This is a genomic window from Streptomyces zaomyceticus (genome assembly GCF_014656215.1).
GTDB lineage: Bacteria > Actinomycetota > Actinomycetes > Streptomycetales > Streptomycetaceae > Streptomyces > Streptomyces zaomyceticus.
The window spans coordinates 45726-63593 of the sequence record NZ_BNBZ01000015.1 but is presented as its reverse complement, the minus strand read 5'-3'; the positions used below and the strand labels follow the sequence as shown (position 1 = coordinate 63593).

At 71.8% G+C, this 17868-nt stretch carries 20 protein-coding genes; 7 read left to right on the top strand and 13 right to left on the bottom strand.

The window, feature by feature from the left end:
- Positions 1–3 precede the first annotated feature (3 nt).
- A complete protein-coding gene (locus IE311_RS20405) occupies positions 4–873 on the bottom strand; it encodes an oxygenase MpaB family protein (RefSeq protein WP_189833182.1) in 870 nt (289 codons plus the stop codon).
- 27 nt (positions 874–900) lie between these two features.
- Positions 901–1311, bottom strand: a complete 411-nt coding sequence (locus IE311_RS20400; RefSeq protein WP_189833275.1) for a MerR family transcriptional regulator — start codon at positions 1309–1311, stop codon at positions 901–903.
- A gap of 48 nt (positions 1312–1359) precedes the next feature.
- On the opposite strand from IE311_RS20400, the gene IE311_RS20395 reads away from it, so the two are divergent.
- Complete coding sequence (locus IE311_RS20395) at positions 1360–2235, top strand: NAD(P)-dependent oxidoreductase (protein WP_189833181.1); 876 nt, start codon at positions 1360–1362, stop codon at positions 2233–2235.
- Between the two features lie 469 nt (positions 2236–2704).
- Positions 2705–3616: an ADP-ribosylglycohydrolase family protein gene (locus tag IE311_RS20390; RefSeq protein ID WP_189833180.1), complete on the top strand. Its 912-nt coding sequence runs from the start codon at positions 2705–2707 to the stop codon at positions 3614–3616.
- A 55-nt stretch (positions 3617–3671) separates the two neighbouring features.
- Here the strand turns inward: IE311_RS20390 and IE311_RS20385 are convergent, their stop codons facing one another.
- Positions 3672–4406 carry an SDR family oxidoreductase gene (locus IE311_RS20385; RefSeq protein ID WP_189833179.1) on the bottom strand — a complete coding sequence of 245 codons (735 nt, stop codon included), beginning with the start codon at positions 4404–4406 and terminating at the stop codon, positions 3672–3674.
- Between the two features lie 95 nt (positions 4407–4501).
- On the opposite strand from IE311_RS20385, the gene IE311_RS20380 reads away from it, so the two are divergent.
- Positions 4502–5365, top strand: coding sequence for a LysR family transcriptional regulator (locus IE311_RS20380; RefSeq protein WP_189833178.1), 864 nt, complete (start codon positions 4502–4504; stop codon positions 5363–5365).
- A gap of 31 nt (positions 5366–5396) precedes the next feature.
- On the opposite strand, the gene IE311_RS20375 is transcribed toward IE311_RS20380, so the two are convergent.
- From IE311_RS20375 to IE311_RS20365, 3 genes are read right to left on the bottom strand one after another with little or no spacing between them, the layout of a single operon-like run.
- Positions 5397–6614, bottom strand: coding sequence for an MFS transporter (locus IE311_RS20375; RefSeq protein ID WP_189833177.1), 1218 nt, complete (start codon positions 6612–6614; stop codon positions 5397–5399).
- A gap of 7 nt (positions 6615–6621) precedes the next feature.
- Positions 6622–7089 carry an ArsI/CadI family heavy metal resistance metalloenzyme gene (locus tag IE311_RS20370; protein WP_189833176.1) on the bottom strand — a complete coding sequence of 156 codons (468 nt, stop codon included), beginning with the start codon at positions 7087–7089 and terminating at the stop codon, positions 6622–6624.
- A gap of 52 nt (positions 7090–7141) precedes the next feature.
- Positions 7142–8509, bottom strand: a complete 1368-nt coding sequence (locus IE311_RS20365) for an NAD(P)-binding domain-containing protein (RefSeq protein ID WP_229902043.1) — start codon at positions 8507–8509, stop codon at positions 7142–7144.
- Positions 8510–8739: 230 nt separating this feature from the next.
- On the opposite strand from IE311_RS20365, the gene IE311_RS20360 reads away from it, so the two are divergent.
- Entirely contained in the window at positions 8740–9102 is a 363-nt protein-coding gene (locus IE311_RS20360; RefSeq protein WP_189833174.1) for an ArsR/SmtB family transcription factor, read from the top strand.
- A 1290-nt stretch (positions 9103–10392) separates the two neighbouring features.
- Complete coding sequence (locus tag IE311_RS20350; RefSeq protein ID WP_189833274.1) at positions 10393–10905, top strand: GNAT family N-acetyltransferase; 513 nt, start codon at positions 10393–10395, stop codon at positions 10903–10905.
- Positions 10906–11003: 98 nt separating this feature from the next.
- Here the strand turns inward: IE311_RS20350 and IE311_RS20345 are convergent, their stop codons facing one another.
- Together IE311_RS20345 and IE311_RS20340 are read right to left on the bottom strand one after the other, a co-directional pair.
- A complete protein-coding gene (locus tag IE311_RS20345) occupies positions 11004–11399 on the bottom strand; it encodes an ArsR/SmtB family transcription factor (protein ID WP_373313918.1) in 396 nt (131 codons plus the stop codon).
- An 11-nt stretch (positions 11400–11410) separates the two neighbouring features.
- Positions 11411–11740, bottom strand: a complete 330-nt coding sequence (locus IE311_RS20340; RefSeq protein ID WP_229902042.1) for an ArsR/SmtB family transcription factor — start codon at positions 11738–11740, stop codon at positions 11411–11413.
- Positions 11741–12128: 388 nt separating this feature from the next.
- Between IE311_RS20340 and IE311_RS20335 the strand changes: the two genes are divergently transcribed.
- Entirely contained in the window at positions 12129–13250 is a 1122-nt protein-coding gene (locus IE311_RS20335) for a permease (RefSeq protein ID WP_189833173.1), read from the top strand.
- A 120-nt stretch (positions 13251–13370) separates the two neighbouring features.
- Positions 13371–13883 carry a GNAT family N-acetyltransferase gene (locus tag IE311_RS20330; protein ID WP_189833172.1) on the top strand — a complete coding sequence of 171 codons (513 nt, stop codon included), beginning with the start codon at positions 13371–13373 and terminating at the stop codon, positions 13881–13883.
- 80 nt (positions 13884–13963) lie between these two features.
- Here IE311_RS20330 and IE311_RS20325 read toward each other — a convergent pair whose 3' ends face one another.
- The 5 genes from IE311_RS20325 to mtnA are packed head-to-tail and all read right to left on the bottom strand — an operon-like array spanning position 13964 to position 17846.
- Positions 13964–14785 (bottom strand): S-methyl-5'-thioadenosine phosphorylase, encoded by an 822-nt coding sequence (locus tag IE311_RS20325; protein WP_189833171.1) that lies wholly within the window; start codon positions 14783–14785, stop codon positions 13964–13966.
- On the bottom strand, positions 14778–15560 hold the full coding sequence (mtnC, locus tag IE311_RS20320) for an acireductone synthase (RefSeq protein ID WP_189833170.1): 783 nt from the start codon (positions 15558–15560) through the stop codon (positions 14778–14780). The genes IE311_RS20325 and mtnC overlap by 8 nt, the downstream gene beginning before the upstream one ends.
- Complete coding sequence (locus IE311_RS20315; RefSeq protein WP_189833169.1) at positions 15560–16135, bottom strand: 1,2-dihydroxy-3-keto-5-methylthiopentene dioxygenase; 576 nt, start codon at positions 16133–16135, stop codon at positions 15560–15562. The genes mtnC and IE311_RS20315 overlap by 1 nt, the downstream gene beginning before the upstream one ends.
- Entirely contained in the window at positions 16132–16824 is a 693-nt protein-coding gene (gene mtnB / locus IE311_RS20310; RefSeq protein ID WP_189833168.1) for a methylthioribulose 1-phosphate dehydratase, read from the bottom strand. The genes IE311_RS20315 and mtnB overlap by 4 nt, the downstream gene beginning before the upstream one ends.
- Positions 16821–17846, bottom strand: coding sequence for an S-methyl-5-thioribose-1-phosphate isomerase (gene mtnA / locus IE311_RS20305; protein ID WP_189833167.1), 1026 nt, complete (start codon positions 17844–17846; stop codon positions 16821–16823). Before mtnA ends, mtnB begins: the two co-directional genes overlap by 4 nt.
- Positions 17847–17868 lie beyond the last annotated feature (22 nt).

Below are 17868 nucleotides of genomic sequence, written 5' to 3'. Positions count from 1 at the left end.
TTTCTACGCCTTATCCGGCTTCTCCAGTATGGACGCCGGGTCGGACAGTGGGTACGGGGCGGGGTACCCGAAGGGGTCGGGCCGGGTCTCCGGACCGAGCCGGTCCATGGCGCGGAGGATGTGCTGGGGCGGCAGCCGCCAGCGCAGGCGGGAGGGGATGCAGCGGAGCAGGTTGGCCGTGGCGACGAGACGACGGGTGACGGTCTCGGCCGGCGGGGCGGGGCGGCCGTAGAGCGCGTGGGCGTAAGGGGGCAGAGTGTCGTACGCGAGCGCCGCGACGCGCCGCCAGATCACCTCGCGCGCCGGTACGAGCGCCGGTGCCACGGGTGGGCGGCGGAGGAACTCCTCGACGGTGCGGGCGTCCGGGCCGGCGGCGAGCCGGGGCCGTACGGCGTCGAAATAGTCCGCGAGTTCGGCGGTGGACCCGGGGACGGTCGCCGGGTCGAGCCCGACGAGCCGGGCCGAGGTGCGGTGTTCGTCGACGTACCGGTCGGCGCGGGCGCCGGAGAGCGGGATGCCCGAGCGGCGGGCGACCGAGAGGTACGAATCGGTCTCGGCGCAGTGCACCCAGAGGAGCAGTTCGGGGTCGTCCACGCCGAGCCGCCGATGGATCAGACGCACCCTGGCCCCGGCCGTCTCGGCGGCCTCGGTGGTCCCGTAGCTCAGGGTCCCGACGAAGGTCGCGGTCCGCATGAGCCGCCCCCAGGGGTCCTCCCGGAAGCTGCTGTTGATCATGACGCCGCGCACGGCGACGGGATGCAGCGCCTGCAGCCACAGCGCCCGGACACCGGCGATCCACATGACGGGGTCGCTGTGCACCTGCCAGGTCACGGAACGTGGGCCGAAGAGCCCCGGGTCGGCTTCCTGTCTCATGGCGCGTCCTCCCTCGACCTCTTCAGGCTATGCCGGAACCCGCCCGTCCAGACCCGCCTCGTCGAAGGGCGGATAGGTCTCGGCTCCCGAGCGCTCGGCCGCGTCGATGTAGACGGCGAGCGCGCCGCGGGACTCGGCGAGCCGCTCCATCTGGTCGTCGATGCGCCGCATCCGTGACCGCATCGCCGCCAGCAGCTCCGGACATCCCGTCAACTCCGGGACCTCACCGACCGCGCAGGGCAGCAGGTACGCGATGTCCTCGGAGGACAGACCGGCACCGAGCAGGTGCCGGATCTGCTTCACCCGCAGCACGGCGCTCTCGTCGTACTCGCGGTATCCGTTCGCGCCGCGTTCCGCGTCCAGCAGGCCCTGGGCTTCGTAGTAGCGCAACTGATGGGTGTGGACACCTGTCCGACGCCCGAGTTCCCCGATCCGCATCGCACCTCGCTTGACCTTCACACCGGTATCAACGTTGACGATGCTGCCATGACCAACCGAACCGCCGCACCCGTCACCGTCATCGGACTCGGCCTGATGGGCCGGGCTCTCGCCACCGCCTTCCTGAAGGCCGGACATCCCACCACCGTCTGGAACCGTTCGCCCTCCAGGGCCACCGAACTGGTCGCCCGGGGCGCCCGATCGGCTCCCTCGGTCGGCGCCGCCCTCGAGGCGAGCCCGCTGACCGTCCTCTGCGTCACCGACTACCGCGCCGTGCGCGAACTGTTCGGCGCGAGCGAGGCCGGGCTCGCCGGTACGACACTGCTCAACCTGACCTCGGGCGACTCCACCCAGGCGCGGGAGACCGCCCGCTGGGCCGAACAGCACGGCGCCCGTTACCTGGACGGCGCCATCATGGCCGTCCCCCCGGTCGTCGGCACCGCCGACGCGACGATCCTGCTCAGCGGGCCGCACGCCGACTTCGACACGCACAGGACCACCCTCGAAGCGCTCGGCGCCGTCACCCACCTCGGCGAGGACCACGGCCTCGCGGCCCTGTACGACGTGGCCGGCCTCGCCATGATGTGGAGCGTCCTGAACGCCTGGCTCCAGGGCACCGCCATGCTCCGGACCGCCGGCGTCGACGCCGCGACGTACGCGCAGTTCGCCCGCCGGATGGCCGCCGGCGTGGCCGACTGGCTGCCCGGCTACGCCGAACAGATCGACCGGGGCTCCTTCCCCGCAGAGGTGGCGGCCCTGGAGACCGACGCACGGGCGATGGCACACCTGATCGAGGAGAGCGAGGCGCTGGGCGTCAACGCCGAGCTCCCCAAGCTGTTCAAGGCGATGGCCGACCGGGCGATCGCCGCGGGTCACGGCGGGGAGCAGTACCCGGTACTGATCGAGGAGTTCAGCAAGCCCTGACGGGGTTTCCGGACGCGCCCCAGGGCGTGTCCGGAAGGCGGCGCCGTCTGCCTCCGGAACCAAGAGCGCGGGGGTGGCGCGCGGGAGGAGGGGGCGCTGGTGCTGGTGCTGCTGGTGCTGGTGCTGCTGCTGGTGCTGGTGCTGGTGCTGGTTGATGCCAGGCACCGCGACGGCGGTCAGTCCGCCTCCGGAGGGCGCGGGGAGCGGGCCTCGGAGGTCCCTGTCCGCGATTCCGGCAGTAGCCCCCGCGTCGCCCGCCGCACCCGCAGGGCCTCTTTCGCCGCTGCGGTCTCCCGCTCGATCCACTCCGTCAGCAGGCGGATTCGGGCTTGCCTCTCCGCACCGGTCAAGCCCGTCAGACCCAGCCTGGCGTCGCGTTCCTCCTGGGACATGGGCCCCTCCTCTCGTTCGCACGTCCACCGCCGGATAACAGCGTGCCGACTCGACGGCGCATTGTCATACTGCTCCGATGATCGACGTCCCTCCCCCCGCGCTGGACTCGCTGAACGGGCTCGCGTTCGGCGACGCCTTCGGCGACCGCTGGTTCGGCATCCTGCGCAGGGAAGGGCCGGAGGCCCTGGAGGCGCGGACGCCGCCCCCGGAGGTGCTGTGGCGGTGGAGCGACGACACCGCCCAGGCGATCGTGCTGGTAAGGGAACTGGCCGAGGGCGACGGCACCGTCGACCAGGACCGACTCGCCCTGCGCTTCGCCGAGGCCTACGCCGACGACACGCACCGCGGTTACGGAGCCTCGATGCACGACGTTCTCCGTCGGATCGGTGCGGGCGAGTCCTGGCGGGAGGTGGTCGCCGGGCAGTTCTGCGGCCAGGGCTCCTGGGGCAACGGGGCCGCGATGCGGGCCGCCCCGCTGGGTGCCTGGCACGCCGACGACCTCGACGTGGTCGCGGAACAGGCCGGCCGCCAGAGCGCCGTCTCGCACCACCACCCGGAGGCGGTCGCCGGGGCCGTGGCGGTGGCCCTCGCCGCTGCGCTGGCCACGCGCAGCCGGGGCGGGCCGGCTCCGGCCCGGCCCGAGTTCCTCCACGCGGTCGCCGAACTGCTCCCCGAGAGCGACGTGCGGTCGGGGGTGCGGGTCGCGGCCCGGATGCCGGAGCACACCTCGGTCCGGCACGCCGCGGAGGTCCTGGGCTCCGGCTATCGCATGTCCGGTCCCGACACCGTCCCCTACGCCCTGTGGTGCGCGGCGGGGCACCTCGACGATCTGCACGAGGGCCTGTGGACCACCGTCGCCGGGCGCGGCGACATCGACACCACCTGCGCCGTCGCCGGCGGGGTGATCGCCGCCCGCACGGGCGTCGCCGCCCTCCCCGCCGCCTGGCACACCGCCCTCGAACCGCTGCCGCCGATCATGCCCGCCTGACCGCGGACGACTCCGGGGGGTGCGGGAGGAACGGCCGCCGGCGACTTCACACCGGTCACCAGGGGACGACACCGTCGTCCTCGAAGAACGAACCGGTCGGACCGCCGTCGGGCAGCGTGGCGAGCCGGATCGCCGTGGCCGCGCCCTGTTCAGGAGTGCGGGGTCCTTGGAAGCCCGTGAAGTCGGTGGCGACCAGGCCCGGGCAGGCGGCGTTGATCAGGATGTTCGTACCGGCGAACTGCCGGGCGTACTGCACGGTGAGGGCGTTGAGGAACGACTTCGACGGCGCGTAGGCCGCCATGATCGGGATCTCGGTGTCCGGGTCCGCCTGCCGGGCCAGGGAGCCGACGCTGCTGGAGACGTTGACGATGCGCGGCGAGGCCGAGCGCCGCAGCAGTGGCAGCATCGCGTTGGTCACCCGGACGACACCCATGACGTTGGTGTCCACGACCGTGCGGAGCACCTCCAGGTCCAGCGCGGTCGGGTCCTGTACCCACCCCGGGTCCATCTCGCCCGATATTCCGGCGTTGTTGACCAGGGCGTCCAGGCGCCCGGCCTGCCGTTCGACCAGTTCCGCGGCATCGGTGACGCTCCGGTCGTCGGTCACGTCCAGCGGTACCCCGTACGCGTCCACGCCGGCGGCGCGCAGCTTCTCGACGGCGGTTTCGCGTCGGGTCTCGTCGCGGGCTCCCACGCCGACGCGGTACCCGAGGCTGCCCAGCCCGGCCGCGATCTCGTATCCGATGCCCTTGTTCGCGCCTGTCACCAGCGCGATCTTCGTTTCGCTCATGCCGATGATGGTGGCGCGCGGACGAGTGGCGCGGCCAACACCGATACGGTGCCCTGTGATACCTGCCGGGTATCACCCCCGCGTATGCTGCGGCCGTGGAAACCCTGGAGACCCGCGAGCTGCGGTACTTCGTGGCCGTCGCCGAGGAACTGCACTTCGGACGCGCCGCCGAACGCCTCCGCATGGCCCAGCCGCCGCTGTCGAGGGCGATCCAGCAGCTCGAACGCCGCCTCGGAGTCTGCCTGTTGCAGCGCAACCGGCGTGGAGTCCGCCTGACAGGTGCCGGAGAGGTCCTGTTGCGCGAGGGCCGGGCGGCCCTCGACGCGACCGCTGCCGCTGCTCGCCGCACCCGGCGCGCCGGCGGTGCCGACAGCCCTGAAGGTCCCCGCGGCCGGCTGGTCCTCGCGGTGAAGGCCGCCGCGTCCCACGAACTGCTGCGGAAGCTTCTCGACGCCTACGCGGCCGAGCCGGACAGCGCCGAGATCGAGGTGCTGCCGTGCGGCATCTCCGAGCAGGAGGAGCTGCTGCGCGACGGACGCGCCGATGTCGCGCTCATGCACACGCCGTGGAACTCCCTCACCGGGTTCGACAGCGAGGCGCTGACGACCGAGGGGCAGGTCGCGGTCCTGCCTGCCGGGCACCGCCTCGCCGCCCGCGAGACCTTGTCCCTGGCCGATGTCCGGGACGTCCCCGATCTGCCGCTCGCCCGCTGGCCCACCCACGGCACCTACGCACCCGGCCCGGGCCCCGAGATCCACAACCAGACGCAACTGGCCCAGTTGATCGCCCTCGGGCGCACCCTGGCGATCGTCCCCGACTCCGCCCGCTCCTGGTTGTGGGCCGAGCACACGGCCGTCCCCTTGACCGACGCACCTCCCGTGGTGACCCACATCGCCTGGCCCGCCCACAGCCGCTCCCCCGCCCTGGCCGGCCTGATCCGCACGGCCGCACGGCTATGACCAGCTCCCGCCCCTGGTTGATCGGATCCGACTAGCTCTCGCCGCGTGCGGATGTAGCCGTGGCCACGACAGCGGACGCCGCCCCGAGGCCGGCAAGCACTCCGAACAACTCCGGGTAGCCTCCCAGAACCGAGGCAAGGGTGGCTGCGGCGAAGGGCGCGAGAGCCGAGGCCGTCATGGCCGGGGCGCTGAGGAGCGCGGAGAGTCTGCCGTAGTGCCGTGTGCCCCAGCGGTCGGTGATCGCGGTCGCCTGGAGGAGCGTGAGGTTGCCGCGGACCATGCCTGCCGCGATCGACACCGAGATCACCAGGCCGTACGGGCCCGGCGTGACGGCGAGTGCCGCGGTGGTCAGGGCGCCCAGGGCGATGAGGGTCGTGGTGCGGACTGTCGTGCCGGTGTGGCGGGCGAGCGGGGCGTAGAGCGTGCGGCCGAGGGTCTGGCCCGCGCCGCCGAGGCCGAGAGCCCAGGCCGCCTGGGATGTGGTGTAGCCGCGTTCGAGCAGGAGGGGGACGAGGGTGACGACGACGGCGTACATCGCGAAGGCCGAGAGAGTGAACGCGACCGCGAGCAGGAGGAACGGTCGGCTGCGGGCGACCGAGCCGGGGCTCGCGTCCGTACCGGCCGAGGAGGGTGGTGCCGGTGGCCAGGGGGCTTTGAGCGCGATCGCGTGGGCCGGGATCGTGACGGCGCCGAGGATCGCCGCCAGTACCAGATAGGTCTCGCGCCACGACAGTCGGTCGGACAGGGCCGCGGTGAGCGGGGCGAAGACCGTGGAGGCGAGACCGCCGGCGAGGGTGACGACCGTGAGGGCGCGGACGTGATCGGGGGCCCACCAGCGGGTGAGTGCGGCGAACGCGGGCTGGTAGAAGGTGGCCGCCATGGCCGACCCTCCCAGCAGCCACCCTGCGAAGAACACCGGCAGGTTCGGCGCCAGGGCCACGATCACCAGACTCAGGACCCCGGCCACGGAGCCTGCCGTCATGACCGTGCGTGGGCCGCGGCGATCGATGATCCGGCCGACCCGGATTCCGGCGAGGCCGGAGACGACCAGGGCGAGCGAGAACGCCGCCGTCGTGCCGCCGGTGGACCAGCCGGTGTCGGCGGTGATCTGCGGGTTGAGGACCGGGAAGGCGTAGTAGACGATGCCCCAGCCGGTGATCTGGGTGGCGCAGAGCGCGGGCAGGACGGCGCGGGGCCGCGACCGGTCCCCTGTTCCGGTCGCGGCTCCGCGGGTGTGAACGTCGGTCATCGAGAGGTCAGCAGCATCCGCCGACGGCGACCGGTTCACTCGCCTCGTTGTCGGCGGTGGCCGCCGGGCCGGCGCAGCAGGTGCTGCCCTGTTGCCTGGTCAGGGTGTCGGCGTCGGCCTTCACGACGTACACCTCCCACGGTTCACGGCCGGGGCCGTGGACCCACACCTTGTCCTGGAGGGCGTAGCAACAGGTGGTGTCGTTCTCCTCCTTCGTCGGCAGACCGGCCTCGGCCAGGCGGGCGGTGGCGGCGTGGACCGCCTCGGTGGTGTCCACCTCGACGCCGAGGTGGTCCAGACGGGTGTCCTCGTTCTCGGTGCCTTCGACGAGGACGAGCTTGAGCGGCGGTCGGTCGATGGCGAAGTTGGCGTAGCCGTCACGGAGTTTGGCCGGTTCGGTGCCGAAGAGCTTGGTGTAGAACGCGACGGACGCCGCCAGGTCGGGAACGCGCAGGGCGAGCTGTACGCGGGACATGGTGTTCCTCCAGCTGCGGATGGGTGGATGGATGGATGGATGGGGCGGGGAGTCAGCAGCCGCCGGAGGCGGCCGGGGCTCCGACGCCGATCTGGAGCGCCGTCGGGGTCGCGCAGCAGCCGCCGCCGTCGGTCGGGGTGTCGTCGGGCTGATCGAAGAGGCCGGCACCGCCGCAGACACCGGTCTCGGGGAGTACGAGCTCGACGCGCTCGGCGGACTCGCGGTCACCGGCGATGGCGGCGACGACGGAGCGGACCTGCTCGTAGCCGGTGAGGGCGAGGAAGGACGGAGCGCGGCCGTAGGACTTCATCCCCACCAGGTACACGCCCGCTTCCGGGTGCGCCAGCTCCTTCGCGCCGTGCGGATAGACCGTGCCGCAGGAGTGCTGGTTCGGGTCGATCAGCGGAGCCAGCTCGACCGGGGCCTGGAGACGGTCGTCCAGGCCGAGGCGGAGCTCGTCGAGGAAGGACAGGTCGGGGCGGAAGCCGGTGAGGACGATGACCTCGTCCACCGGGTCGAGGCGGCGGCCGTCCTCGGCGACCAGGACCAGGCGCTCGCCGACGCGCTCGATCGCGTCCGTACGGAAGCCGGTGACGGCGTCCGCGTGCCCCTCGTCGACCGCGGCCTTGGCGGCAAGGCCGAGGGCCCCGCGGGCGGGGAGCTGGTCGGCACTGCCTCCGCCGAAGGTGTTGCCCGAGATGGCGCGCCGCAGGATCCATGTCGCACGGGTGTCCGCGCCGCCCTGGGACTTCGCGAGGGCGGCGAGGGAGGCGAGCGCGGTGAAGGCGGAGGCTCCGGAGCCGATGACGGCGGTGCACCTGCCTGCGTAACGGGCGCGCACGGCGGGGTCCTTGAGGTCGGGAACGCGGTAGGAGATCCGGTCGGCCGCCGCGCGCTCGCCGAGGGCCGGGAGACCGTCCCCGCCGGCCGGGCTCGGGGTGGACCACGTACCGGAGGCGTCGATCACGGCGCGGGCGAGGACGCGCTCCTCGCGTCCGTCGCCGTACCGGATGTGCACGGTGAAGGGCTGCTGCTCACGGTCGGCGTCGACGACGCGGTCGCGTCCGGTGCGGGAGATGCCGGTGACCCGGGCGTCGAGCCGGATCCTGTCGCCGAGGGCGTCCGCGAGCGGCTGAAGGTAGGCCGCCGCCCAGTCCCCACCGGTCGGGTACGTGTCCGCGTCGGGCTTCACCCAGCCGGTCGGGGCCAGGAGCTTCTCGGCGACCGGGTCGACGACCTCGCCCCAGGCGGAGAAGAGCCGCACGTGGGACCACTCCCGCACAGCGGCTCCCGCCTGTGTGCCGGCCTCCAGGACCAAGGGGTCCAGGCCCCGGTCGACGAGGTGCGCGGCAGCGGCCAGACCGGCGGGCCCGGCTCCGACGACCACGACGGGCAGCTGGTCGATGGCGGTGACGTTCACGGATCTTCCCCTTTTGATTCGACGTTCGTCGATCTCTTGCGCCTTCAGCATGGCACTTGATTCGACAAGCGTCAACATAGACATTCATCGAATCGATGGCTCGCAAGAGCTCTGCAAGAACGGGTGCACGTCGATGGCGAAGGCGGGCCGTGGCACTACGCGCCCCAGCGACGGCCATCCCGTCCGACAGAGCCTTGGGCGACTGGTTCGACGTGTGTCAACATAGATACATGTCGAACGTGAAGGTGCTGCCGGTACTGGAGCCCGAGATAGAGCCCTGCTGCCCGCCTCTCGACGAACGGCCACTGACCGCCGAGGAGGCCGAGCGGACCGCCGTCATGTTCAAGGCGCTGGGCGATCCGGTCCGGCTGCGGCTCTTCTCCTCCGTCGCCTCGCACGAGGGCGGCGAGGCGTGCGTCTGCGACATCTCCGACGTCGGCGTCTCCCAGCCCACGGTCTCCCATCACCTGAAGAAGCTGAAGGAAGCCGGGCTGCTCTCCTCGGAACGGCGCGGCACCTGGGTCTACTACCGCGTCGAACCCACCGTCCTCGCGGCCATGGGAGCCCTCCTCACGAAGGCCGCCTCGGCCTGACCCGGTCGCACGCTCGCCGGGGCGTCACCCGCGCTGTGACACGGCGCCGCCGGAGCCGGCTGCGCCCTTCGCGGCCGATGTCCGAGGTACGCCGTACTCTTCCCCGAGTTTCGACTGCCCCGGGAGACTCGCTTGTCCGTTCACGCTCGGCTCCGTGCCACCGTCCCCGCCCTCATGCCCTCGTCGCAGGCCGGCCCGCCGGAGATCACGGGGCCGCCCGGGCGCCGGATGCTCGTCCAGCGGAGCGACGACGAGATCGTGGCCCAGCCCCTGGACGACGACTTCGTCGCACGCGCCGGGGCGAGCGTCTACTTCCCCGCGCCCTGGCCCCGCAGTCGGGGAACATGGGAGGTGGCGCCGGACGCGAGCCTGGCCGTCTTCGCCGGGGTCCATGCGGTGCGCGCGGTGGATCCGTCGGGTGCGACGCGCTGGGAGGTCCGCCACGGATGCTGGTACGGCGCGTGCCGGGAGATGCACGAGTCGTACGACGAGTACGCGGACCGACAGGACCATCGGTATCCCGAGAGCGGCTCGGTCGGTTTCTCCGCCGACGGCGAGCTCGTCTGGGCGCACGTACGCGGCCCGTTGCCCCAGGGCGAGCTGAGCCCCGACACGGCCGACGAGTGGCTTGTCATCGACGCCGAGAACGGTCGCGTGCTCGCTCGGGCCGACGCCGAAGCCGCAGCGGCCGGCAGCTTTCACCTTCCCCACCCGACCGATCCTCATCAGATGGGGCTGAGCATCGGCGAAGGCCAGGACGGTGCACCGCTGCGATGGGGCCGGTGGGACGGCGAGGAGCTGACCGTGGACTGCCTGGACGGCGATCTGTGCCTGCTGAGCCTCAGCCCCTCGGGCGACCGGCTCATGACCGTCTCCCACGACCAGGACTCCCTCGCCGTACGAGACTCTCGCGGCACCGTCGTCGAGGCGCTGGACTGGAACGCCGAAGCAACGATTCCCCGACACCCTGAAGCTCCCGCCACCGACACCGACACCGACTCGGACTCCGACTCGGACTCGGACTCCGACGAGCTGGACGTCTGCTGGGACTGGGCCGGCGGCTTCCTCGACGAGACGACCCTTGTCACCTCGACCGTCGAGTGCGACGAGGAGTGGGGGCAGGGCCGGCACTGGCTGGTCGACACCACGGGAACGCACGGCTTCCTGCCCATCGACTACCCCGCACCGGTCTCCGGCGAGCCGACCGCGCTGGGAAGCGGCGTCTGGTCGACTCTCTCCCCCACCCGTGACGTCCTCCATGTCTGGGGTCCCCACGGGCCGGAAGGCCCCATGACCGGATCAGCCACCCACGCCATCACCGTCGCACCCCTCACGGCCGATCACGCCGACGAGGTCGTCGCGATCCACCAGGCCGGAATCGACGAGGGCAACGCCACCTTCGAGACCGTCGCCCCGAGCTGGGAACAGTTCGACGCGGCCAAACTGCCCGAGCACCGATTCGCCGCGCTCGACGAGGCGGGCCGACTGCTCGGGTGGGTGGCGGCCACGAAGGTCTCCGACCGGTGCGCGTACGCCGGTGTCGTCGAGCACTCCGTGTACGTACACCCCGACGCGAGGGGGCGTGGCGTCGCCTCGTTGTTGTTGAAGGCGCTCATCGACTCCACCGAGACGGCAGGGATCTGGACGATTCAGTCCGGCATCTTCCCCGAGAACTCCGCCAGCCTCGCCGTCCACGCCCGCGCGGGCTTCCGGATCGTCGGCACGCGCGAGCGCGTCGGCCGCCACCACGGTGTCTGGCGCGACACGGTCCTCGTGGAACGTCGCAGCCCGCGCATCGACTGACGCGAGCGAGCACGGACGCACGCCTGCCCACACGCGGGCAGGCACACCACGACAGAACGGCGCCGCCTCCCCTGTTCAGGGGGCGGCGGCGCCTGACGTCAGAACGCCCGGGCAGCCAGAGCGATCTCTTCCTTGCCGGCCTTCTCGGTGTCGGCGAGAAACGCGCCCAGCGAGGCCAGGGCCCCGGGCGCCGGACGGTAGTACACCCAGGTGCCGCGCCGCTCGGAGGTGAGCAGGCCCGCTTCCCGGAGCTTCTTGAGATGGTGGCTGACCGTGGGCTGGGAGACGCCCACGTCGGCTATGTCGCAGACGCATGCCTCGCCGTTGGGGTGCGAGGCCACTCGGGACAGGAGGCGGAGCCGGACGGGGTCGGACAACGCCTTGAACATCGCCGCCATGATCTCGGCGTCCCCTTCGGACAGCGCGGCGGTCACGATGGGCGGGCAGCAGGCGGTAGGGGTCGCACCGGGTATGTGCGGGGTCGGCTCGGTCAAGGGGCCGTTCCTCACGCCGAGGCCGCGGGGCGGCCCATGACAGCGTCGGCAGCACTCGGGAAGCACGCCACGCAGGCGACGTTGATGGAGTAGAGCATCGAGGTCCCCTGGCGCTCGCGCAGGACGAATCGCACGTCGGCGAGCAGCTTCAGGTGGTGGGACACCGTCGACTGTCCGACGCCCATCCGGTCCACGATCTCTCCGACACTCATCGGCCCGGTTGCCAGCGCGAGGAGATTGAGGATCTGCACGCGGGTGGGGTCGGAGAGGGCCTTGAACCAGGTTGCGTAGGACTCGGCCGTGCTTCGGTCGATCAGTTGGGCATTCATCGTACCGCTCATGATCCATCGATGTTATTCGATGACCACCCGCGACGGCAAGGTTCGTTCCGCCCAGACAGGGCCCGCGGAGGGCCGTGAGCGCCACAGGTACGCCCGCAACCGCCGGCGCGAGTGACTGTGTAGACACCACATGGAAGGCAGTCGCATCGGTGCGACCTGGGAACAAGCCTCACTTCCCGGCAACCGCCGGCGAAACCGCAGGGCGGGCCCCTTCGGCACGACGAGGGGCCTCGGATCCCCATTGCCGGGCATCTCTTTAATCGTCTATCATCGATATTCGATAAAGGGGATGCCGATCGAGCGTCCCCACGCGGCTCGCCACGTCCCCCGAACGCCCCTTCACGGCGCCGCTCTCCCTCATGTGTCACCGTCTCAGAGAGGTTCACCTGTGGACGAATTGCTGGCCCTTGGCCGGTTCATCCTGTTCGAGGTGCTGCACTATCTCCCGTGGTTCCTGGTCGCCATCGTCCTGGGGATCGCCGTACAGCGTCTGTCGATCGACGTGGTCGCGCGCCGCAGCTTCGCCCACGGGCGCAGGGGCGTCCTCGGCATCGCCATCGTCACGGCCATCGGAGCGTTCAGCCCCTTCTGCTCCTTCACCGTGATCCCGCTGATCCGCCGCTTCCTGATAGCCGGCGTCCCGCTCTCGGCGGTCATGTCGTTCTGGATCGCCTCCCCCTCCATGGACCCGGAGATCTACGCGCTCTCCGCCGCCCAGCTCGGGCTCCCCATCGCCACGGCCCGCCTCATCGGCGCCCTGGTGCTGAGCTTCGGCGCGGGCCTCATCGTCCTGGCGCTCGAACGGCGCGGACGATTCGCGGATCCCCTGCTCGACTCCACCGAGGAGAAGACGCCCGCGAAGACCTGCTCGCAGGAGACGGTGACCGTTCCCGAGACGGCGTGCTCCACGGCGAAGGCGAACGTTCCCGAGCCCGTGACCGTCGGAGGCGGCGGTGCCGGGGGCGGCACCTCCGAGGGCGGCTGCGGGGGCGCCGCGCAGGAGCCGGCTCCCGCGGCGGGCGGGTGCTCCACCGCCGCGCGGAACGACGCGGACGACGACGGCACTCCGTGGCGTGTGCTCGTCAGGCGTGACATCAAGAACCTCCGCGCCGGCGAGATCCTCAAGGAGATCGTGAGCGACTCGCTGATCCTGGGCAAGTGGCTGCTGCTCGCCATCGTCCTCGAAGCCCTGATCGTCCGCTACGTGCCCACCGACGTCGTATCGGGCATCCTGGGCACGGACGGCGTCCTCTCCGTCCTGGTCGCCGGCCTCATCAGCGTCCCGCTCTACCTCAACGGCGTCGGTGCGATCCCGGTCGTCGAGGGCCTCCTGGACCAGGGCATGGTCGCTGCCGCGGGTGTCACCTTCCTCCTCGGCGGTGCCATCACGACGATCCCGGCGATGGTGGCCGTCAAGAGCGTCGTCAAGGCGAAGGTCTTCGCGTTCTACCTCGGCGTGGGCCTCCTCGGCAGCGTGGGCATCGGCCTGGTCTCGCTGGCGATTCTCTGACCCGGAACCCCTCCTCACCCCCCACCCACGCTCCTGTGGCGGTCGACGCCGCCACAGGAGCGTCGCCGTACCCGCCCCCGTGCGCACCTTCCAGAAGCGCACCCCGGAAAGGATCCGAGCATGGCCGCACCCCCACGCACCGCAATCGCTCTCGCCCCCATGACCGACGACCACGCGCCCGCCGTCATGGCGATCTACCAGCAGGGCATCGACGAGGGAAACGCCACGTTCGAGACGGTCGCACCGCCGTGGAGCGCCTTCGACACCTCCAAACTGCCGGCCCACCGGCTCGTGGCACTCGACCCGCGGGGGCAGGTCGTCGGCTGGACGGCGGTGTCCCGCGTCTCGGCTCGCCCCGCGTACGCGGGGGTCGTCGAGCATTCCGTGTACGTCGGTCCCACGGCACGCGGAGCCGGCGTGGGGCGTGCGCTTCTGGAGGCGCTGATCGTCTCCACGGAGAAGGCGGGCATCTGGACGATCCAGGCGGGCGTCTTCCCCGAGAACGTGGCGAGCCTGGCCCTGCACGAGTCCGCGGGATTCCGCGTGCTGGGCCGGCGGGAGCGCGTGGCCCGCCACCACGGCGTCTGGCGCGACGTCCTGCTGGTGGAGCGCCGTAGCCCGGTGGTCGAATGACTGATGCCGGTCACCCGAGTGACCGGCATCAGCCGCGCACGGGCTGATCGGCGCGGATCCGGGCCGCGCCGATCGCCCTCTCAGGGCAGCTCGAACGGCAGGTCCATCCCGTCGAGCGCCGTCGCGCACGCGCATTTCCTCTCGCGGTCCAGGACGTCGACGGTCTTCAGGACCAGGCCCTTCAGGCGTTCCACGTTCGCCGCGAACACACGGAACACCTCGTCCTGCGACACGCCTTCTCCGTGCTCCACACCCGCGTCGTAGTCGGTGACCAGGGCTATGGAGGTGTAGCAGAGGGCGAGTTCACGTGCGAGTACGGCTTCTGGGTGCCCGGTCATGTTGATCAGGGACCAGCCTGCGGAGGCGTACCACCGGGACTCCGCCCGGGTGGAGAACCGGGGGCCTTCGACGACCACCATCACTCCCCCGTCGTGGACGTCGGCGCCCGCCTCCCCCGCGGCCTTGAGCACGGCCGCGCGGCCCGACGCGCAGTACGGGTCGGCGAACGACACATGGGTGGCGCCGTGCTCGTAGTACGTCTGTACGCGGCCGGCGGTCCGGTCGACGAGCTGATCGGGGAGGACGACGCTTCCGGGGCCGAGGGAGCCGCGCAGCGAACCGACGGCGCAGGGCGCGAGGACCTGGCGTACCCCCAGCGAGCGCAGGGCCCACATGTTGGCCCGGTAGTTGATGCGGTGCGGGGGCAGTTCGTGGTGGCCCCCGTGCCGGGGCAGGAAGGCCACTCTGCGGTCGCCCACGGTGCCGACGGACACCGCGTCGGAGGGTGCGCCGTACGGGGTGGTGACCTCGACGCGCTGAACCGATTCCAGGAGTTCGTAGAAGCCGCTGCCGCCGATGACCGCGATGTCGGCCTTCGGCACCGAGTCGGACGGGTCACTCATCGCTTGGGTCCTCCTGCGTGTGCGTGTCGACCGGGGCCGCGGAGCTGTCCGTGGCGGGTCGGGAAACGAGTGGGGTGAGGGAGGCGACGGCCCTGTGGCCGGTCACGGCCGCGCGAGCGTCGTCGGGGCGGCGCACGGCCACCGTCCGCCAGCCGGCCGCGGCCGCGGCGTCGAGCTCGGCTCCGACATCGCTGACGAACAGCAGGTCGGCGGGTGCGTGCCCCAGGTCCGCCGCGATCGCGCGGTAGGAGTCGGCGTCCGCCTTGGGGCCGGCCGTCGTCAGGTCGAAGTAGCCGTCGAGCAGGGGGCGCAGGTCGCCGTGGGCGGTGTGGCCGAACCAGTCCCGCTGGGCGGCCACCGAGCCGGAGGAGTAGATGAAGCGGCCTGTGCCCTGGGTCCGCCAGTGCTCCAGTGCGGCCGGTACGTCCGGGTACACGTGACCGTACAACTCGCCCGCCGCGTATCCGCCGGACCAGATCAGTCCCTGCAGTGTCTTCAGCGGCGCCGCCTTCGCATCGGCGTCGGCCCACTGTTCCAGGAGCGCCAGCGCACTCGCCTCGTCGTGGGCGGCCCCGGTGTGGGTGGTGACCGCGTCGAGGATCTGCTGCCAGGGCGCGGTGCCGCGGTGAGCGGCGAGCCAGGGAGCCAGCCGCTCACGCGCGTAGGGGAAGAGGACGTCACGTACGTGACCGAGGGAACCGGTGGTTCCCTCGATGTCGAGGACGACGGCCCGCGGCCCGTTCTCGGGAACCCGGGCCTGCCGGCTGCCCGGCATCAGCCTTCCCGCAGGAGCGCGTCGAGGCGGGGGAAGCCGTTGGCGATGGGCTCCTGGGTGAAGTCGCCCACCCAGCCGTCCTCCTTCTCGAAGAACCGGATGGCGCAGAAGTCCGGTACCGGACCCATGTCGAACCAGTGCCGGGTGCCGGCCGGGACCGACAGCAGGTCACCCGCCTCGCACACCACGGCGTAGACGCGGTCGTCGAGGTGCAGGTAGAAGCAGCCGGTGCCGTGGGCGAAGAACCGGACCTCGTCCTCGGCGTGCCGGTGCTCGTCGAGGAACGTCGAGCGTGCCTTGGCCGCACGCTCCCGCCACTCCGCTCCCTCCTCGGGGTGGAGCCGGGCGACGTCGACGAGGCGCAGCCCCTGGTCGGCGCACAGCTCGTCGACCTCGGCGCGGTAGGCGTCGAGCAGCTCCTCCGACGACGTCTGCGGCGTCACCTCTGTGCGCCGCGGCCAGCGGGTGAAGGAGACCGACCGTTCGCGCAGGGCCTGCGCGATGGCCTCCTCGTCGCGGGTGCGGAGCAGGACGGTGTCCGGTGCGTCGTCCGGCATGATCTGCAGCAGTGTCATGGCGCGGTCCTGTGGTCGGGTGCCTGCGCGGCACGGGAGACATGCAGCTCGGCGTGGGAGAGCACGAGCAGTTGGCAGAGCGACTCGAGGCATTCGAGCCGGTTCTTGGCCTGGCCCAGCGAGTCGCCCCACGCGGTGATGCCGTGATCGGCCAGGAGGAGCCCGGGCGGGCCTTCCCGGTCCGCGGTGAGGTGGGCGGCCACGTCGTCGGCGATCCGGTCGACCTCGGGCCAGTTGGGGAACACCGGCAGGTCCGTGAAGGCCGGATCCTTCAGCCCCAGGCCCTTGAGCAGCTCGAAGCGCTCCACTCGTACCGAGGAGACGGCGTCCCGGGCAGCGGCACGGTGGGCGACGACGGTGGCGTACGGGGAGTGGACGTGGATGACCGCGCGGGCTCCGGTGACGCGGTAGACCGCCGCGTGGATGGAGGTCTCCGCCGAGGGGCGGTCCTGGCCGGGACGGGACGCCCGGCCGGTGCCGGCGACGACCTCCACCACGTCCCGGGCGGTCAGTTCGCCTTTGTCCCGGCCGCTCGCCGTGATCAGTGCCCGGCCGGGGTCGTCGGGCAGCCGCATGGAGATGTTGCCGGACGTGCCCGGCATCCATCCGCGCTCGTACAGGGTGCGGGATGTGTCGGCCAGCTGCTGGGCGGTCTGCTTGCCGGCGGCGGTGGACGGCGCGTAGCTCATGCCCTTGCCCCGGATGCGTGGTGGACACCGTGCTCGGAGACGATGGCGGTGATCAGGGAGGCCGGGGTGACGTCGAACGCGGGGTTGTACGCGCGGGTGCCGGGCGGGGTGGTGCGGGTCCCGCCGTAGGAGGTCACCTCGTCGGCCGCGCGTTCCTCGATGACGATGTCCCGGCCGTCGGCGAGGGACCTGTCCCAGGAGGATTCGGGGGCGACGACGATGAACGGAATGCCGTGGTGGGCGGCGGCGATCGCCAGACCGTAGGTGCCGATCTTGTTGGCCACGTCGCCGCGTGCGGTGATCCGGTCGGCTCCGACGAGGACGCAGTCGACGAGCCCCTGGCTCATGGCCGCGGCGGCCGCGCTGTCGACGCACACGCGGTGCGGCACCCCGGCTTCGGCCAGCTCCCAGGCCGTCAGCCGGGCTCCTTGCAGGAGCGGTCGGGTCTCGTCCACGAGGACCTCGGTGACCTTTCCGGCGTCGGCGAGGGCCAGGATCGTGCCGAGGGCGGTACCCACGGCCGCTGTCGCCAGCCGGCCGGTGTTGCAGTGGGTCAGGAGCCGCAGGGACCGCTGCGGGCAGCGGTCCTGTACGGCCTGGACGGCGTGGTCGACCATCCGCCGGTTGACCGCCCGGTCCTCGTCGATCATGGCGTTGGCTTCGGCCAGGACCGCGTCCGGACCATCGGCGAGCTGCGCGAGAGCCCGGTCGACCGCCCAGGCCAGGTTGACGGCTGTCGGACGGGCGGCGGCGAGCCGCTGTGCGTCGGCGCGCACGGCCTCCTGCCCGTCGCCGGTGCCGCCCGGCCGGCAGTGCGTGTACGCCGAGAGCGCGACGCCCAGGGCGCCGGCGAGACCGATGGAGGGGGCGCCCCGTACCGCGAGGGTCGTGAGGGCGGTGATGACGTCGTCCACGGTGTCCAGGCGCAGGAGCCGCCGCTCGTGGGGCAGCGCGCGCTGGTCGAGGGTGACGATCGCGTTGTCGTCCCAGCGCAGTGACGGCTGGTCGGAGGGCTTGCTCACGGGCGGCGGCTCCTTGGGGCCT